The organism is Altererythrobacter xiamenensis (assembly GCF_900177715.1).
Lineage (GTDB): Bacteria > Pseudomonadota > Alphaproteobacteria > Sphingomonadales > Sphingomonadaceae > Erythrobacter > Erythrobacter xiamenensis.
This window is the reverse complement of the sequence record NZ_FXWG01000002.1, coordinates 474,229-490,063: the sequence shown is the minus strand read 5'-3', so window position 1 is coordinate 490,063 and position 15,835 is coordinate 474,229. Positions and strand designations below refer to the sequence as shown.

General features: G+C 62.0%; 17 protein-coding genes. 13 read left to right on the top strand and 4 right to left on the bottom strand.

Annotation, left to right across the window (positions count from 1 at the left end):
- Positions 1 to 125: 125 nt before the first annotated feature.
- The 7 genes from CCE89_RS15520 (at position 126) to rplL (ending at position 3,471) form a co-directional block, all read left to right on the top strand.
- On the top strand, positions 126 to 254 hold the full coding sequence (locus CCE89_RS15520; protein ID WP_268762229.1) for a hypothetical protein: 129 nt from the start codon (positions 126 to 128) through the stop codon (positions 252 to 254).
- A 22-nt stretch (positions 255 to 276) separates the two neighbouring features.
- A complete protein-coding gene (locus CCE89_RS07690) occupies positions 277 to 822 on the top strand; it encodes a DUF2975 domain-containing protein (RefSeq protein ID WP_086437453.1) in 546 nt (181 codons plus the stop codon).
- The gene (locus CCE89_RS07685; RefSeq protein ID WP_086437452.1) at positions 822 to 1,055 is read left to right on the top strand and encodes a helix-turn-helix domain-containing protein; all 234 of its coding nucleotides are present in this window, start codon (positions 822 to 824) and stop codon (positions 1,053 to 1,055) included. The genes CCE89_RS07690 and CCE89_RS07685 overlap by 1 nt, the downstream gene beginning before the upstream one ends.
- A 73-nt stretch (positions 1,056 to 1,128) precedes the next feature.
- Positions 1,129 to 1,371, top strand: coding sequence for a hypothetical protein (locus tag CCE89_RS07680; protein WP_086437451.1), 243 nt, complete (start codon positions 1,129 to 1,131; stop codon positions 1,369 to 1,371).
- Positions 1,372 to 1,487: 116 nt separating this feature from the next.
- The gene (locus CCE89_RS07675; RefSeq protein ID WP_086437450.1) at positions 1,488 to 2,207 is read left to right on the top strand and encodes a hypothetical protein; all 720 of its coding nucleotides are present in this window, start codon (positions 1,488 to 1,490) and stop codon (positions 2,205 to 2,207) included.
- A 279-nt stretch (positions 2,208 to 2,486) separates the two neighbouring features.
- Complete coding sequence (gene rplJ / locus CCE89_RS07670; RefSeq protein ID WP_086437449.1) at positions 2,487 to 3,002, top strand: 50S ribosomal protein L10; 516 nt, start codon at positions 2,487 to 2,489, stop codon at positions 3,000 to 3,002.
- A gap of 88 nt (positions 3,003 to 3,090) precedes the next feature.
- Positions 3,091 to 3,471, top strand: coding sequence for a 50S ribosomal protein L7/L12 (rplL, locus tag CCE89_RS07665; RefSeq protein ID WP_086437448.1), 381 nt, complete (start codon positions 3,091 to 3,093; stop codon positions 3,469 to 3,471).
- Between the two features lie 77 nt (positions 3,472 to 3,548).
- Here rplL and CCE89_RS07660 read toward each other — a convergent pair whose 3' ends face one another.
- Complete coding sequence (locus CCE89_RS07660; RefSeq protein ID WP_159456620.1) at positions 3,549 to 4,727, bottom strand: glycosyltransferase family 87 protein; 1,179 nt, start codon at positions 4,725 to 4,727, stop codon at positions 3,549 to 3,551.
- Positions 4,728 to 4,961: 234 nt separating this feature from the next.
- On the opposite strand from CCE89_RS07660, the gene CCE89_RS07655 reads away from it, so the two are divergent.
- Positions 4,962 to 6,359 (top strand): MATE family efflux transporter, encoded by a 1,398-nt coding sequence (locus CCE89_RS07655; RefSeq protein ID WP_086438031.1) that lies wholly within the window; start codon positions 4,962 to 4,964, stop codon positions 6,357 to 6,359.
- On the opposite strand, the gene CCE89_RS07650 is transcribed toward CCE89_RS07655, so the two are convergent.
- Positions 6,340 to 7,173 (bottom strand): mechanosensitive ion channel family protein, encoded by an 834-nt coding sequence (locus CCE89_RS07650; RefSeq protein ID WP_086437446.1) that lies wholly within the window; start codon positions 7,171 to 7,173, stop codon positions 6,340 to 6,342. The two genes, CCE89_RS07655 and CCE89_RS07650, sit on opposite strands and share 20 nt — an antisense overlap.
- Before the next feature lie 221 nt (positions 7,174 to 7,394).
- On the opposite strand from CCE89_RS07650, the gene groES reads away from it, so the two are divergent.
- Together groES and groL are read left to right on the top strand one after the other, a co-directional pair.
- Positions 7,395 to 7,682 carry a co-chaperone GroES gene (gene groES, locus CCE89_RS07645; protein WP_086437445.1) on the top strand — a complete coding sequence of 96 codons (288 nt, stop codon included), beginning with the start codon at positions 7,395 to 7,397 and terminating at the stop codon, positions 7,680 to 7,682.
- A gap of 53 nt (positions 7,683 to 7,735) precedes the next feature.
- On the top strand, positions 7,736 to 9,388 hold the full coding sequence (gene groL / locus CCE89_RS07640; protein ID WP_086437444.1) for a chaperonin GroEL: 1,653 nt from the start codon (positions 7,736 to 7,738) through the stop codon (positions 9,386 to 9,388).
- An 86-nt stretch (positions 9,389 to 9,474) separates the two neighbouring features.
- On the opposite strand, the gene CCE89_RS07635 is transcribed toward groL, so the two are convergent.
- Positions 9,475 to 10,515 (bottom strand): endonuclease/exonuclease/phosphatase family protein, encoded by a 1,041-nt coding sequence (locus tag CCE89_RS07635; protein WP_086437443.1) that lies wholly within the window; start codon positions 10,513 to 10,515, stop codon positions 9,475 to 9,477.
- 181 nt (positions 10,516 to 10,696) lie between these two features.
- On the opposite strand from CCE89_RS07635, the gene CCE89_RS07630 reads away from it, so the two are divergent.
- Positions 10,697 to 11,104, top strand: coding sequence for a baeRF12 domain-containing protein (locus CCE89_RS07630; RefSeq protein WP_086437442.1), 408 nt, complete (start codon positions 10,697 to 10,699; stop codon positions 11,102 to 11,104).
- Positions 11,105 to 11,244: 140 nt separating this feature from the next.
- Positions 11,245 to 12,267 (top strand): serine hydrolase, encoded by a 1,023-nt coding sequence (locus CCE89_RS07625; RefSeq protein ID WP_086437441.1) that lies wholly within the window; start codon positions 11,245 to 11,247, stop codon positions 12,265 to 12,267.
- 137 nt (positions 12,268 to 12,404) lie between these two features.
- On the opposite strand, the gene CCE89_RS07620 is transcribed toward CCE89_RS07625, so the two are convergent.
- On the bottom strand, positions 12,405 to 12,677 hold the full coding sequence (locus tag CCE89_RS07620) for a hypothetical protein (RefSeq protein WP_086437440.1): 273 nt from the start codon (positions 12,675 to 12,677) through the stop codon (positions 12,405 to 12,407).
- Positions 12,678 to 12,941: 264 nt separating this feature from the next.
- Here CCE89_RS07620 and polA point away from each other — a divergent pair, with 264 nt between their 5' ends.
- A complete protein-coding gene (gene polA, locus CCE89_RS07615; protein WP_086437439.1) occupies positions 12,942 to 15,788 on the top strand; it encodes a DNA polymerase I in 2,847 nt (948 codons plus the stop codon).
- Positions 15,789 to 15,835 lie beyond the last annotated feature (47 nt).

Below are 15,835 nucleotides of genomic sequence, written 5' to 3'. Positions count from 1 at the left end.
AACCGCGGAAATCCGCCATTTCAAGCAAAACGATACGCTCCATATTGTTTTTCGATATTACTAATTGACAATAAATCGAATCGTCCTTATTGATTATCGATATTGAATATCAAGGAGATCGATAAATGACCCGTTTTGCTTCCCAATCGCTCGCTGCCTTCGCCGCTGTGCTCATGATGGCGGTATCGATGCATGCCATCGTCACCGTTCCCCCGGTTCAGGCACATCCGGTCACCGCACCGGTCCTGGCCTGAACAACCTCAGCGGAGACATCTCATGACTACTCGTACCAATGATCCGCTGCTGCTGGCCGGCAAGGTCGCCACGATCATCGCCCAGGTCGGCATGGCAATCGGCGCGACCGCGCTGGTTGTCGCAATCGGCGCCGCGCTTATCTTTCGCGGGAAAATGGTCGCCGAGTATGCCCAGGAAGTCGGCGACCCGAATGTCGTCTTTCCCGTCTTCCTCCTGATCGGTGTGATGCTGATCGGCCTCGCTATCGTTGCCGCGATGTTCGTCTTCTTCGGCAAGTTACGCGCAATCATCGGAACCGTGGGCGAAGGCGACCCCTTCCAGCCCGCCAATGCCGACAGGCTCAGCATGATGGGCTGGCTGGTTCTCGGAGTTCAGCTGCTCATCCTGCCCGCGACCGCAATGGGCATCCAGTTGGCACAGTTCGCCGACGAGCTGGAGGATGTGAACTTCACCGTCGACGGTGGCTTCGACCTCTCGGCGATATTGATGACAATCGTCCTCTTCATCCTCGCCCGCGTGTTCCGCCACGGCGCCGCCATGCGCGATGACCTGGAAGGAACCGTGTGATGGCGCCTGCAACATCAACCGAAGGAGGCGCGATCATGGTCAAGCTCGACGACCTGCTGCACGACCGCCGCATGACGCTGACCGAGCTGGCCGATCGCGTCGGCCTCACCCTCGCCAACCTCTCGATCCTCAAGACTGGCAAGGCCAAGGCGATCCGCTTTTCCACCCTGGAGGCGATCTGCCGCGAGCTCGACTGCCAGCCCGGTGATCTGCTCGAATATGCGACAAACTAATTCTTGGAATTGTGGCGACAGTATGGCAACTGCGCCTGGCCCGGATTTCAGGGTTCAAGGACAGGACATCATTATGAAGAAGCTCATTCTCGTCGCCGCTCCCCTCGCATTCGCCCTCACCGCGTGTGACGGCCCTGCCGAAGAAGCTGGCGAACAGGCTGACGACATTGCCGAAGCTCAGGCCGAAGTGATCGACGCCGAAGCCGGCGTTGCCGAAGCGCAGGCTGAAGTTGCTGAAGAAGTGGGCGATGATGCCGCCGAAGCCACTTTGGAAGAAGAAGCTGAAGAGCTGGAAGAAACCGCAGACGAAATCTGATCGCTCTTTCACAGCTTGAACAGATACGTCGCCCCGCGATCCCCAGACCGGATCGCGGGGCGACTTGTTTTTGCGCTTCAATCGCCGCTAACTCACGGCAATAGCGGGGGGATCGCATGACATTCTGGCAGAGCTTCAAATTCGCTTACCGTGAATCGCTGGCCTTTCTGATCGCCTGTCCGCTGCTGGCGCTCATCCCCGCCCTCGCCGAGTTCGCCCAGCATGTCGGCGAGATGCATATCGGCATGTATGACAGTGTCGAGGCGGCTCAGGCCGCGGAGAACCACCCGCTGCGGATGGGCCTCGGCGTGTTGAAGACACTGGCATTGCAGGTCTCGATCTTCTGGATGATCCGCTTCTATCACGGTGGACGCGATGCCGGGGCAGCGAGTCGCTTTCCTGCCCGTCCGATGAAGCTGTTCGCTGTCGTGCTCGGCCTGCAAATGCTTCTCGCCATACTCGGCCTCTTCGTATTCGTCCCGGACAACCCGGTCGGTGTCGGCTTCATGGTCTTCGGCTTTTTAATCGGCCCGCTGCTCGCGCGGTTCACTGCAGGCGCTCCGCTAGGCATCTGGATCAGCCCGCTGAAATCGATCCGGCAATTGCTGCCGCATTTTTTCTTTGCCGTCGGTTTCAGCATCATCGCCATGTTGCCGCTGATGGTCGTGCATTATGCGCTGGGGTTCGGCGCCATGTTCGTCGAGCCCGATAGCGTTAAATGGGTGATGCATGTCGCAGACAGTCTGGTGGTCGCCTGGCTGGCGGCGGTGCTTACTGCCATAATGTATGTCATCGCGCTGCGCCCGGGCCCGCTGGAAGACGCTGCGAGGGCTTGACTTTCGGCCCGCAGCGGCTAGTTGCGCCCCCGACCGGTTCGCCGGTCATCCGTCCGAGACAGTTGGTGAAGGCAATCGGGCCTTCTTAATTTCCAGCCTAGACGGGGACAGAGATTTTCCGGCGATGCCTACCGCATCTCCGACACGCGTGACCGCACGCACCTCCTTCCCTTGTCAAAACGGACCTAGCCCGCACGGAGCCTCAAGGCTGCGCGCGGACAAATGTGAGCCGGTCGTATGCGGAGCCATTCGTGTGCGGCCATAGTGAAGGAGTATGGCATGGATCGTTCGCAAAAAGCCGAAGCGGTTGCCCAGCTCAACGAAGCTTTCCAAGAGGTCGGCGTGGTGGTTGTCACCCGCAACCTCGGCCTGTCGGTTGCTCAGTCGACCGAACTGCGCGGAAAGATGCGTGAAGCAGGAGCTTCCTACAAGGTTGCGAAGAACCGTCTCGCCAAGCTCGCCCTGAAGGACACCGATTACGTCGGGATCGAAGAGTTTCTCTCCGGCCCGACCGCGCTGGCCTGGTCGGAAGACCCGGTCGCAGCAGCCAAGGCTGCTGTCGAATTCGCCAAGGCGAATGAGCAGCTGGAAATCGTCGGCGGTTCGATGGGTACGCAGGTTCTCGACGAAGCCGGGGTCAAGGCACTCGCCTCGATGCCGAGCCTCGACGAACTGCGCGCCAAGCTTGTTGGTCTCGTCAACGCCCCGGCAACCAAGGTTGCCCAGGTCGTCAACGCGCCCGCGAACAAGCTTGCCCGCGTCTTCGGTGCCTACGGTGCCAAGGACGCTGCGTAAGAGCAGCATTACGAGACGTTTTCGCAATAGCGATTTTTCCGGGATGACCCCGCGTTGGGCTCCCAGCCGAATTTTGGAGTAAGTAATCATGGCCGATATTGCCAAGCTTGTTGAAGAACTGTCGAAGCTGACTGTCCTCGAGGCAGCTGAACTCGCAACCGCACTCGAAGAAGAGTGGGGCGTTTCCGCCGCTGCTGCTGTTGCAGTTGCTGGCCCGGCTGCCGGTGGTGCAGACGGTGGCGCCGCTGCCGAAGAGAAGGACGAGTTCGACGTCATTCTCACCGGCGACGGTGGCAAGAAGATCCAGGTGATCAAGGAAGTCCGTGCCATCACGGGCCTGGGCCTCACCGAAGCCAAGGGTCTCGTCGAAGGCGCGCCGAAGCCGCTCAAGGAAGGCGTCAACAAGGCAGAAGCCGAAGAGATCAAGGGCAAGATCGAAGCAGCCGGCGGTACCGTCGAGCTCAAGTAAGCTATTCGCTTACGCTTCGGTCGGTTCCGACCGATCAGACGAAGGGCGGTGCCGCAAGGTGCCGCCCTTTTTCGTTGCTATGCGGGCTGCGGTTCGCTCTGCCGGTTTGCGAGGGGGCCGCGCTGCCAGATCAGCCAGACCATGGCGATGCTGACCAGCGGCATGAGATTGAGCTGGAGCGGCAGGGCGAGTGCTCGGACCGCAAGAGGCGAGAAGAAAAGCGCCAGCAGGATGAGCTTGTCCCAAGGGCCGAATCCGCGCTTCAAATTGTCCCAGGTCAGCCACATCAGCGGTATGACGAGGAAGGCGAGGTCGTAGCTGAACAGGTAGGGCGTCGCGAGCGGAATGGCCGCGAGGAAGAGCGCGCCGCTCGCCTGATCGTCTCCGTCGAAGCGTCGCCATGACAACATGACCAAACCGATCATCGCCAACGTGACCACCCCGCTCACCGCCAGTGCGGCGCCCTCTCCGAAATAGAGCCTGACCTGGCCATAGACGGTCACCATTCGCAGGTAGAACTCGTCAGGCGTGTCCTGCAGCAGTTCTCCCGTCACCGTCAGGCTTTCGCGCATGGCCTCGAGACTCTCCACGCCAAACACCAGCAACGACATCCCTGTGAGAGCAATGGCCGAAATCGCCGCTGCCACGAAGGCATCCCATTTTTGGCCCGCTGCGAGCCAGAAGGGTGCGAGCAGGGCAAGGTGCGGCTTGATCACCAGCGCTCCGATGGCGAGGCCCGCGAGCCACGGTCGCCGTGTCACAAGCGCAGTCCCAGCAATCAGCAGGGCGCCGGTGACGAAGCCGTTCTGAGCGTGGATCGCCGCCAGGAACGTTCCGGGAAAGGCTATGGCGAGGGGCCAGAGGCGTGGGAAGGCGCGGATCGCGATTGTCGCCCAGATGGCGAACCCCAGGACGACCCAGACGATCCATGCCAGCGGGTAACCTAAAAAGCCGAATGGCAAGACAACGAACAGGAACGGCGGGGGATTGATGAAGGGAAACACCTCGCCCGGACCGAGACCGGACTGGATCTGCCGCTGCGCATCGAGGTCATAGGCAGCCGTCGGACCAAACTCCAGGACCGCCCTCGCACCGCCCCAGAACGCTTGGAAGTCGCTTCCCGAAGTGGTCAGCGCGAGGTGGTAGAACCACACGAGGCCCGCGACATATCCGAGGAGGACGATCCGGCTGTAGCCCCGCACGCGCGTCGCATCGAGCCAGTGCGCTTCGCGCAAGAACGACATGGCACTCTGCATTCGGCCCCCACTCTTCCGGTGCATAGCCACCGCACCGAAGTTCAAGTCTTGCAGATTGCCAGTTCGCGCGAAAGGCCCCTTTTTCATCGGCATAGAAGCGCGGGAAAATGGTCCGACCCGAAATTGCTCCTGCTGCGATGTGTGTCGGCGAAGTCGCAGCGTCACCGCGAAGTTCGCCTGCGGATGAGAACGCGCTTTGCGCAGTCCGCCAGCACGCGTATCCGGGCCGGCTTTATGCGTGACGCACTGGATCTCGAAACGCCCAGCTGGCGGCAGGAATTGCGCGCGACGACCTTGCTCGCCGCGCCGCTTGCTGCTGCCAATCTGCTGCAGATGCTGACCTATGCGGTCGACGTGATCTTCATCGCGCGGCTGGGGGATGAGCCGCTTGCCGCCTCGGCTCTCGCGGTTGCCTTGTTCGGCCTCGTGCTGTGGGCGATGACCTCGTTGACGGGAGCAGTGGCGCCGCTGATCGCCGAAGCCATCGGTTCGCGCTCTCCCTCCTTCCGCCCCGTCCGCCGCGCCACGCGCATGGCGCTCTGGCTCGCCGTCATCACCGGCGTGATCGGCATGGGGCTCTGCCTGTTGCTCGAACCGATCATGCGGTTGACCGGCCAGCAACCTGCGATCATCGAGCTCGCGGTCGAATACAACGTCGTCATCATCTATTCGCTGGTGCCGATGCTGATCGCCGGCGTGCTGCGCAATTACGTCTCGGCGCTGGGTCGCCCGATCTTCGCGACCGCGATCACCGGGCTCGGCATATTCGTGAACGCAGCGGCGAACTACGCCTTCATCTTCGGCAATTTCGGCGCGCCCGAGCTTGGCCTGACGGGTGCGGCGGTGGCGACGATCATCACCTCGATCTTCACCGTGCTGGTCTACATCGTCGCGATCCTCGCCGATCCGGCGCTGGCGCGCTTCCGCATATTCTACCGCTTCTGGAGGCCCGACTGGCACCGCTTCTGGCAGATCATCCGCATCGGCACGCCGATCGCGCTGACCGTCACCGCAGAGGCAGGCATCTTCGGCGCCGCGGCCTTCCTTATGGGACGCTTCGGCGCGGCGGAACTGGCCGGCCACACGGTCGCGCTGCAACTCGCCGCGCTCGCTTTCCAGATCCCCTTCGGAATCGGACAGGCGGCAACGATCCGCGTCGGCTATTTCTATGGCGCGCGCGATCCAGTCGGTATCAAGCGCGCCGGCTGGGTCGGGATCGCGATCGCGACCGGCTTCATGGCGATGACCGCCAGCACTATGGTCCTCGCGCCCTACACACTGCTGTCGATTTACGTCGATCCCTATGCCGCGAAGAACGCCGCACTGGTCGGATTTGCGCTGCAATATCTCGGCCTCGCTGCCGCCTTCCAACTGGTCGACGGGGTGCAGGCCGTCGCCGCCGGAGCGCTACGCGGCCTGCAGGATACGCGCATCCCGATGTGGATCGCGATCTTCAGCTACTGGGTGCCGGGCTTCGGCCTCGCCATCGGGCTCGGCTTTTTCACCCCGCTCGAAGGTGTCGGCGTCTGGATCGGGCTTGCGGCGGGCCTCGCCTTTGCAGCGGTGCTGCTTACGTGGCGATGGATGCTGCGCGAGAAGCTGCAGCTGACCCTCAGGCCGCGCGCTGCCTGACCTCGCGCTGCGGGAACGGGATCGAGATACCGACATCGTCGAAGCGCGCTTTGGCCTTCTCGGTCAAGTCCCAGCTTACTGCGACGAAGTCGCCCGTGGTGCACCATACCCTTACGCCGATACCCACCGAACTGTCGTCGAGCGAGGCGACGAAGGCGACCGGTTCGGGATCGTCAAGCACGCGCTCGTCTTCTGCAGCAAGCGCCAGCAGTTCTTCGCGCGCCTGCTGCATGCTGTCCGAATAGGCGATGCCGACGATCAGTTCGAAACGGCGGATCGGGTGGCGGTGGAAGTTGACGATCGCCTGGTTCCACAGTTCCGAATTGGGCACCATCACGAACAATCCGTCGAATTGCTTCAGTTCGGTGGTGAAGAGACCGATTTGCTGGACCGTGCCGGTGACCGAACCGGCCGAGATCGCCTCACCGATCTTGAAAGGACGCTGGACGAGGATCATCACCCCCGACGCGACATTGCTGAGCGTGCCCTGCAGCGCGAGGCCGACCGCCAGAGCCATGCCGCCCAATGCCGCGAGGATGCTGGTCGTCTCGACCCCGAACTGCGAAAGCACGGTGACGAGCACCAGCGCCCAGAGCGCATATTTGACGAGGTTCGAAAGGAAGTTCGCCACCGTCGCATCGAACCGGTCGGAGCGGGCAAGGCCGCGCTCGACCCAATTTGAAATGAGCTTTGCGGCCAGCAGGCCGAAGATCAGGACGGCAAAGGCGCCCGCGATATCCATCATGTTGAGCCGCAGCCACAATAGAGCCTGTTCGGGAATAGTGAGGGCCGAGACGGCCTGATCGGTCTGCAAGATTAAGCTCCGTTCAATTTCGGGAATGTCGGATTTGGGGGCTCGATAGGGCGTCGAGTCCGGTCTGGCCACCCTTGGCCCTGTCTGCCGCTGGCGCCGCAAAATTTTTTCCTGAACGCCAGTTGACTCGATCTGCGGGCATCCCCATTTGCGCCACGCTGGCACTCTCATGGGGAGAGTGCCAATTGAGATCATCAACCTAAGTAGAAAGGTCATATAACATGGCATTTCGTCCGCTGCACGACCGCGTTCTGGTCCGTCGCATCGAAGCCGACCAGAAGACCGCTGGCGGCATCATCATCCCCGACAGCGCACAGGAAAAGCCGAGCGAAGGCGAAGTCGTCGCCGTCGGCAACGGTTCCAAGGCCGAAGACGGCACCGTCACGCCGCTCGACGTCAAGGCTGGCGACCGCGTCCTGTTCGGCAAGTGGTCCGGCACCGAGGTCAAGCTCGACGGCGAAGACCTGCTGATCATGAAGGAAAGCGACATCATGGGGATCATCGGCTGATCTGCCGAGCCCACGCTTTCTAACGAAATCACAGAACTCCAGGAGAAACACCAATGTCAGCCAAGGACGTAAAGTTCTCGCGTGAAGCACGCGAAGGCATTCTCAAGGGCGTCGACACGCTCGCAAACGCCGTGAAGGTCACGCTCGGCCCCAAGGGTCGCAACGTCGTGATCGACAAGAGCTTCGGCGCACCGCGCATCACCAAGGATGGCGTTACCGTCGCCAAGGAAATCGAACTCAAGGACAAGTTCGAGAACATGGGCGCGCAGATGCTGAAGGAAGTGGCATCGAAGACCAACGACCTCGCCGGTGACGGCACCACGACCGCTACGGTCCTGGGCCAGGCGATCGTGCGCGAAGGCATGAAGTCGGTCGCAGCGGGCATGAACCCGATGGATCTGAAGCGCGGCATCGACCTCGCCGTCAGCAAGGTCGTCGATGATCTCCAAAGCCGTTCGAAGGACGTCTCCGGCTCGGAAGAAATCGCCCAGGTTGGCGTGATCTCCGCCAATGGCGACCGTGAAGTCGGCGAGAAGATCGCCGAAGCCATGGAAAAGGTCGGCAAGGAAGGCGTGATCACCGTCGAAGAGGCCAAGGGTCTCGAGTTCGAACTCGATGTCGTCGAAGGCATGCAGTTCGACCGCGGCTATCTCTCGCCCTACTTCATCACCAACCCGGAAAAGATGACGGTCGAACTCGATAACCCGTACATCCTGATCCACGAGAAGAAGCTCACGAACCTTCAGCCGATGCTGCCGGTGCTCGAAGCGGCTGTCCAGTCGGGCCGCCCGCTGCTGATCATCGCGGAAGACATCGAAGGCGAAGCGCTCGCAACGCTCGTCGTGAACAAGCTGCGCGGCGGCCTCAAGGTTGCTGCGGTCAAGGCACCGGGCTTCGGCGATCGCCGCAAGGCGATGCTGCAGGACATCTCGATCCTCACCAAGGGCGAAATGGTCAGCGAAGATCTCGGCATCAAGCTCGAGAACGTCACGCTCGGCATGCTCGGCGAAGCCAAGCGCGTCACCATCGACAAGGACAACACGACCATCGTCGACGGTGCCGGCTCGCAGGATGACATCAAGGCCCGCGTCGGCGAGATCAAGGCCCAGATGGAAACGACGACCAGCGACTACGACCGCGAAAAGCTGCAGGAGCGTCTGGCGAAGCTCGCCGGCGGTGTTGCCGTGATCAAGGTTGGCGGCGCTTCGGAGGTCGAAGTGAAGGAACGCAAGGACCGCGTCGACGACGCGCTCCACGCAACCCGCGCTGCCGTCGAAGAAGGCATCGTGCCGGGTGGCGGTACCGCTCTGCTCTACGCCTCGAAGGTCCTCGACGGGCTCAAGGGCGAGAATGACGACCAGAGCCGCGGTATCGACATCGTTCGCCGCGCGATCCTCGCACCGATCCGCCAGATCGCCGAGAACGCCGGCCACGACGGTGCCGTGGTTTCGGGCAACCTCCTGCGTGAGGGCGACGAAAGCCAGGGCTTCAATGCTGCAACCGACACCTATGAGAACCTGGTTTCGGCTGGCGTGATCGACCCGACCAAGGTCGTGCGCACCGCGCTGCAGGACGCAGCTTCGGTTGCCGGCCTGCTGATCACCACCGAAGCGGCGATCACCGACGCTCCGGAAGACAAGAACAGTGGCCCCGCCATGCCCGATATGGGCGGCATGGGCGGCATGGGCGGCGGCATGGGCTTCTAAGCCCTCCCGTCATCCGACGCTTACCAAAAAGCCCCGGTGGAGCGATCCGCCGGGGCTTTTTCCATGGTCGGATGGTCAGCGACACCTTACTCGCGATCCATGATCGGCGCGGCGTCCGGGGTGGTGGTCGGAGTGGTGTCGAACTCGGGCCCGGCGCAGACATCTGCACGCAGCGCGAGGTGGTCGGAGCCTGTATCGTCATCGAGCAGCCTGAACGATTCCACCTTCACGCCGTTCTTCACGAACAACTGGTCGAGCGGCCAGCCGAGTAGCGCATAGCGGGCAGGGAAAGTGGCGAAGCTGCCGCGGCCCACGCGCGGATCGAGATAGCCCCCCTCGGCCACGAAGTTCTGGGTGGTGCGTGACCACGGCACATCGTTGAAGTCGCCGATCGCAAGCACATTGTCGAGCTCCTCGGGGGTCTTGGAGCCGGCGCGCGCTATATTCGCATCGCGCGTCTCGGTGCTCTCCCCCGGCAGTGGAGGACGTGGGTGCAGGCCGATCAGTTCGAACCGCGCACCATCCCCGGTATTCAGCGTCGCATACAAGGTCGGCGTGTTCGAACTGGTGTTGGCGACCATGTTCGCCCGTTCGACCCGCATGCGGGTAGCGAAGGTCATGCCGTAAGTGTTCTCGAGCGGCTCGATCAACTGGAAGGGATAGCGCGCCAATTGCGGCCGAAGCGCATCGACCCATGCCTGGTTCGTCTCCATCAACAGCAGCACATCGGGATCCTCCCGATCGATCATCGCGGCGACCGCATCATACTTGTCGTTGGGCTGGAGGACGTTGAACGACAGCACGCGCATGCAGGACATGCCATCGACGTCATCGGGCAGCGGAAGCTCGCTCTCGGCCAGCATCGAATAGGGCCAGATGCGGTAGAGGTTGATCGCCGCGCTGAGCACCGCGAGGCCCACGATCAGCCAGCGATGCCGCTTTGCAAGCAGCAGAGCCAGTATGACGAACAACGCCGAAAGATAGATCGACGGCTCGCGCACGAAATCCAGAATGCGCACAAGACCGCGATTTGTCTGGACCAGCGAAACGAATGTGGCGAGCAACTGTATCAGCGCGAGGGCCAGCAATATCGCGCTCGGCCAATGCCGGTTTCCGGATGATGTCATTTGCTTGCCCCTCGTATGTGTTCAGGCCGCTCCGGCCCTTCGCGCGCCGCATAGGAATGTCCCGCATGGAAATGCCAGCGAAAAGAGTTGAGGATCGGATAGCGATCTTCAGGCTGTGCAGGCACCAAGATCGCTCCGAAGCATTGGTCCCATGACACCAACATAACGGGAGACCTGAAAGATGAAACTGCCGCACAAGGCCCATGTCGCGCTCGTCGATGGAGAGAGCTTCACCCTGTTCCGCAATGACGGACAGATTTTCGAACCCACGCTGACCAAGGAGAACTCGCCTGACCTCGACGTCACGAATTACAGCGCGGGCGTGCGTCATCAGGACCATATCGGACAGGAACTGGGCCGCACCCAGTTGGAAGAACTCGCGCATGGCGCCGCGGTGGCCGAATGGCTCAACAGCAAGGCGATTTCGGGCGATCTCGACCAGACTCTCATCATCGCAGACCCCAAGACGCTTGGTGAAATGCGCCAGCATTATCACAGCGAACTGGAGAAAAGGCTGGTGGGTGAGATCGACAAGACCCTGACCGGCCTCTCGACCAAGGAACTCGAAAAAGCCATCGCCGACGCATAGTTTCAGCGCAGCGACGCGATCCTGCAGTTGATTTGCCGATAGTTTCACACGGCTGGCCGCAGCCGTGCGCGCTGGAATGTGGCACGCCCTGCCTTAGTCTGTTAATTTCCTGAAAACCATGAATGATGTATACGGGAAAAATGTTGACTAGACTCAAGGGTATCGCGCTCATCGCTCTGGTCGCCGCCGGCGCGACAATGTCGCCTGCGCAGGCGCAGGGCACAAATCTCGAAGCCGCTTTCGACAATGCGCTCGGGACCGAACTGCGAGAGCCGCGAACTTTCGAGGCCGTCTACGAGTCCGGTTTCGAACGTCGCATAGCGCAGCTTGCCGATGGAACCCGCGGGCGGATCGGCGTCTACGCCATAGATCTCAGCTCCGGCGATGAAGTTAGCGTCCTGGGCGACCAGTTCTTCCCGATGGCCAGCACCAGCAAGGTGGCAGTCGCAGCGACGTATCTCGCCGGTGTCGACGAAGGCCGCTGGGGCCTCACCAGCGAGTGGCAGTTGCCGCGACGGGGCGGCGCCCATGTCCCCGCTTATCGCTTGATCGAACTGATGATCAGCAAGAGCTGCAACGACTGCACCGACGCCCTGCTCGATGCCGTCGGCGGTCCCGCCGCAGTGAACGCGTGGGTGAAGAAGGCCGGAATCTCAGGCTTCAACCTCAACCGCAATATCCGTGCGCTGATCCGCGACGATGGCGAGGTCGATCCCGCTTCGGTCGTCGACACGCGCGATGCCGCGACGCCACGCGCGATGGGGCAGCTCCTTGCCGGGATCTACCAGGGGCGCTGGCTGAGCAGTTCCTCGCGTCAGGTCATTCTCGATTCCATGGAGCAGACGACGACGGGCAAGCGCCGCATGCGCTCCGCCGTGCCACTCAGCGCCAAGCTGGCCCACAAGACCGGCACTCTCAGCCGTACGGCGAGCGACATCGGCATCTTCCACACGCCCGATGGCCGGCCGATTGCCGTGGCGATCTACGTCACCGGGCAGAGCCCCTCGATGGCAGTGGAGAATGGCAGCCGCGCGGCGAAGCTTGATGCGCGCAGCCAGCGCGACATGCGCATCGCGACCATCGCCGGCGCTCTTTATGAAGGTTTCGGCGGTCGCAATTCGGACGGCCGGGTCTGGACCAGTTCGGGATACGGCGGCGAGTAACGCTCCGCACTTCGAGGGCGGGTCAGGACTCACCCCCTTCGATCCCGTTCGCATCAATCTGATTCAAACAAAGAAAAAGGGCGGCGCCGCAAGGCACCGCCCTCTTCTGTTAGCGCCGAAGCGCTGCTTGCGACTAATTAATCGGCAGCAGCTTCTGCTTCGGTTTCGCCTTCCATAGCAGCTTCGGCGTCGACTGCAGCGTCTTCAGCAGCAGCTTCGACTTCTGCGCCAGCTTCAGCAACTTCTTCGCCAGCGGCGTCAACGGCGTCACCAGCAGCTTCCATGTTGGCTTCGGTGTCAGCAGCCATCGAATCGGCGGTTGCTTCAGCAGCGTCTTCGGTGCCTTCCGAGCAAGCGGCGAGGCCGAGAGCCGAAGTAGCGATTGCTGCTGCGAGAACGATCTTACGCATAGGTATAATTCCTTGATCAGCGAGTGATATTCGCATTCCCCCTTCCGGGGTTTGCGCAAAGCCATCCGAACTGGCTGGCTCCGGCGTCTAAATAATGGCGAGATTGTGACCGCGCAAGCGAATTTGGGCAAAATGGACACTTTTTTGCCTCATTTTACCTTTGTCTTGCCACATTTCATCGGGGCCTCTCCTCCGTAAAACCGCCGGTGAACAAGCACGCGAAAGCGGCTTACCACGCGCCCTGCACGCTGCTAGCACCCGTTCATGCCAGACCAGCAGCACCTCTACCTCGTCGACGGTTCTTCCTATATTTTCCGGGCCTATCACCGTCTGCCACCGTTGACCGACCCGGAAGGGACGCCGGTCGGCGCGGTTTATGGATACACGACCATGCTGTGGAAGCTGGCCGAGGATCTCGACAAGGCCGATGGCCCGACGCACCTCGCAGTCATCCTCGACAAGGATTCGCAGAGTTTCCGCAACGAGATCTACCCCGAGTACAAGGCCAACCGGCCCGATCCGCCCGAAGACCTGGTGCCCCAGTTCCCGCTGATTCGCGATGCGACTCGTGCTTTCAGCCTGCCCTGTATCGAGGAACAGGGGCTGGAAGCGGACGATCTTATCGCGACCTATGCTCGCGCCGCGCAGCGAGAAGGCTGGAACGTCACAATCGTCTCGTCCGACAAGGATCTGATGCAGCTGGTCGGAGAGGTCGATGGCCCGAACGGACCGGCACGGATCGACATGCTCGACACGATGAAGAGCCAGCGCATTTATATCGAAGAGGTCGAGGACAAGTTCGGGGTGAAGCCCGAGCTGGTGGGTGACGTCCTCGCGCTGATGGGCGACAGCGTCGACAATATCCCCGGCATCTATGGCATCGGCCCCAAGACAGCGTCGAAGCTGATCGCCGAACATGGCAGCCTGACCGCCGCGCTCGACGCGGCCGAGTACATGAAGAAGTCGAAGCTCAAGGAGCGCCTGCTCGAAAATCGCGCCGATGCGGAGATGAGCCGCGTGCTGGTCACGCTCAAGGAGGATTGCGACCTTCCCGAACCGCTCGACGACTTCAAGCTCGACGGCGTGCCGCCCGAACCGCTCGCCGCCTTCCTCGAAAAGCACGGTTTCACCTCGCTGCTGCGCCGCCTCGACGCGGGCAGCGGCAGCCCCGACAGGCCTAACAATCTCAACCCGGAAAAGGCGCAGACCAAGGGGGACGCGGGTACGGAAGAGGGCAACAGCCAGCCCCTGCCCGAAATGCCCGCGGTCGATCGCAGCGCTTACGAAACGGTGCAGACGATGGACCGGCTCCTGTCCTGGATCGAGCGGGCCGAGGCCGCGCACGAAGTGGCAGTCGACACCGAGACATCCTCGCTCGATGCGATGCGGGCGGAGCTGGTCGGGGTCAGCCTCGCGCTGGGGCCGAACGAGGCCTGCTATATCCCGCTCGGCCATGGCGGCAGCGACATGTTCGCCGAAAGGCCTGAGCAGGTGGATCGCGAAGCAGCGCTGGCCGCGCTCAAGCCGTTGCTAGAGAGCGATGCGGTCACCAAGATTTTCCAGAACGGCAAATACGATCTCAACGTGCTGGCGCGCTATGGCATCGAGGTCTCGCCGATCGAGGACACGATGATCGTCAGTTTCGCGCTCGACGCCGGGCGCGGACAGGACGGGATCGGCGGCGGCCACGGAATGGACGAGCTCAGCGAACGCCATCTCGGTCACACGCCAATCGCGTTCAAGGAAGTCTGCGGCACCGGCAAGAAGCAGATCCCCTTCGGCGAAGTCCCGCTCGACAAGGCGACCGAATATGCCGCCGAGGATGCGGACGTCACATGGCGGCTATACCAGCATCTGAAGCCGCGCCTCTCGGTCGAAGGCGGTACGCGCATCTACGAGCGCGTCGACCGCCCGCTGATCCCGGTCGTCGCCGGGATGGAGCGCGAAGGCATCAAGGTCGATCGCGCACGGCTGGCCAAGCTGTCCGAGGAATTCGCGCAGGAGACCGCTCGGCTCGAAGACGAAATCCACGAGGCGGCCGGGCAGGAATTCACCGTCGGCAGCCCCAAGCAGCTGGGCGATATCCTGTTCGAAAAGCTCGGCTACAAGGGCGGCAAGAAGGGCAAGAGCGGGCAATATTCGACCGACCAGAGCGTGCTCGAACGGCTCGCGGGCGAAGGGGCGGATATCGCGAAACTGGTGCTCGAATGGCGCCAGCTGACCAAGCTCAAGTCGACCTATACCGACGCGTTGCAGCAGGCGATCAATCCCGACACCGGCCGCGTGCACACCAGCTACAGCCTCGTCGGCGCGCAGACCGGACGGCTCTCCTCGACGGACCCGAACCTGCAGAACATCCCGATCCGCACCGCCATCGGGCGGCAGATCCGCGAAGCCTTCGTACCCGAAAGCGGCAATGTCCTTCTTGCCGCCGACTACAGCCAGATCGAGCTGCGTCTCGCGGCGCACATGGCCGATGTCGAAACGCTGAAAGAGGCATTTGCCAATGGCGAGGACATCCACGCGCGCACAGCGACCGAGATGTTCGGCGAAGTTACCCGCGACACCCGCGCCCGCGCGAAGACGATCAACTTCGCGATTCTTTACGGCATTTCGCGCTGGGGACTCGCCGGCCGGCTTGAGGTCGAGCCGGACGAAGCGCAGGAAATGATCGACACCTATTTCAAGCGTTTCCCCGGCATCCAGCGCTACATCATGGAAACGCTCGAGACGGTGCGCGAGCGCGGCTATTCGCAAACGCTGTTCGGGCGCAAGACGTGGTTCCCGCGGATCAATTCGAAGAACCAGGCCGAGCGGCAGGGTTCGGAGCGCGCGGCGATCAACGCGCCGATCCAGGGCACCAGTGCCGATATCATCAAGCGCGCCATGGTCCGCATGCTGCCCGCCCTGCGCGAAGAAGGGCTCGATAACGTCCGCATGTTGCTGCAGGTGCATGATGAACTCGTATTCGAACTGCCCGAAGGCGATGTGGAGAAAGCTTCTCCGATCATCGAGCGAGTGATGGCAGAAGCGGCGCGGCCTGCGGTGGAACTCGCGGTTCCCCTTGGCGTGGAGATCGGCACCGGAGCGAGCTGGGATGCGGCACATTGACCATGCCGGCAGTAACCGTGTTTCTTGAAACTGTATTGCCGGGGGCA

What these genes read in the sequence shown, in the direction of transcription:
- CCE89_RS07635 (WP_086437443.1), bottom strand. Translation starts at nt 10,515, where the DNA reads ATGACATCATCCGGAAACCGGCATTGGCCGAGCGCGATATTGCTGGCC.
- CCE89_RS07625 (WP_086437441.1), top strand. Translation starts at nt 11,245, where the DNA reads ATGTTGACTAGACTCAAGGGTATCGCGCTCATCGCTCTGGTCGCCGCC.
- CCE89_RS07660 (WP_159456620.1), bottom strand. Translation starts at nt 4,727, where the DNA reads ATGCAGAGTGCCATGTCGTTCTTGCGCGAAGCGCACTGGCTCGATGCG.
- CCE89_RS07675 (WP_086437450.1), top strand. Translation starts at nt 1,488, where the DNA reads ATGACATTCTGGCAGAGCTTCAAATTCGCTTACCGTGAATCGCTGGCC.
- rplJ (WP_086437449.1), top strand. Translation starts at nt 2,487, where the DNA reads ATGGATCGTTCGCAAAAAGCCGAAGCGGTTGCCCAGCTCAACGAAGCT.
- CCE89_RS07680 (WP_086437451.1), top strand. Translation starts at nt 1,129, where the DNA reads ATGAAGAAGCTCATTCTCGTCGCCGCTCCCCTCGCATTCGCCCTCACC.
- rplL (WP_086437448.1), top strand. Translation starts at nt 3,091, where the DNA reads ATGGCCGATATTGCCAAGCTTGTTGAAGAACTGTCGAAGCTGACTGTC.
- CCE89_RS07685 (WP_086437452.1), top strand. Translation starts at nt 822, where the DNA reads ATGGCGCCTGCAACATCAACCGAAGGAGGCGCGATCATGGTCAAGCTC.
- polA (WP_086437439.1), top strand. Translation starts at nt 12,942, where the DNA reads ATGCCAGACCAGCAGCACCTCTACCTCGTCGACGGTTCTTCCTATATT.
- CCE89_RS07655 (WP_086438031.1), top strand. Translation starts at nt 4,962, where the DNA reads ATGCGTGACGCACTGGATCTCGAAACGCCCAGCTGGCGGCAGGAATTG.
- groES (WP_086437445.1), top strand. Translation starts at nt 7,395, where the DNA reads ATGGCATTTCGTCCGCTGCACGACCGCGTTCTGGTCCGTCGCATCGAA.
- CCE89_RS07690 (WP_086437453.1), top strand. Translation starts at nt 277, where the DNA reads ATGACTACTCGTACCAATGATCCGCTGCTGCTGGCCGGCAAGGTCGCC.
- CCE89_RS15520 (WP_268762229.1), top strand. Translation starts at nt 126, where the DNA reads ATGACCCGTTTTGCTTCCCAATCGCTCGCTGCCTTCGCCGCTGTGCTC.
- CCE89_RS07620 (WP_086437440.1), bottom strand. Translation starts at nt 12,677, where the DNA reads ATGCGTAAGATCGTTCTCGCAGCAGCAATCGCTACTTCGGCTCTCGGC.
- CCE89_RS07630 (WP_086437442.1), top strand. Translation starts at nt 10,697, where the DNA reads ATGAAACTGCCGCACAAGGCCCATGTCGCGCTCGTCGATGGAGAGAGC.
- groL (WP_086437444.1), top strand. Translation starts at nt 7,736, where the DNA reads ATGTCAGCCAAGGACGTAAAGTTCTCGCGTGAAGCACGCGAAGGCATT.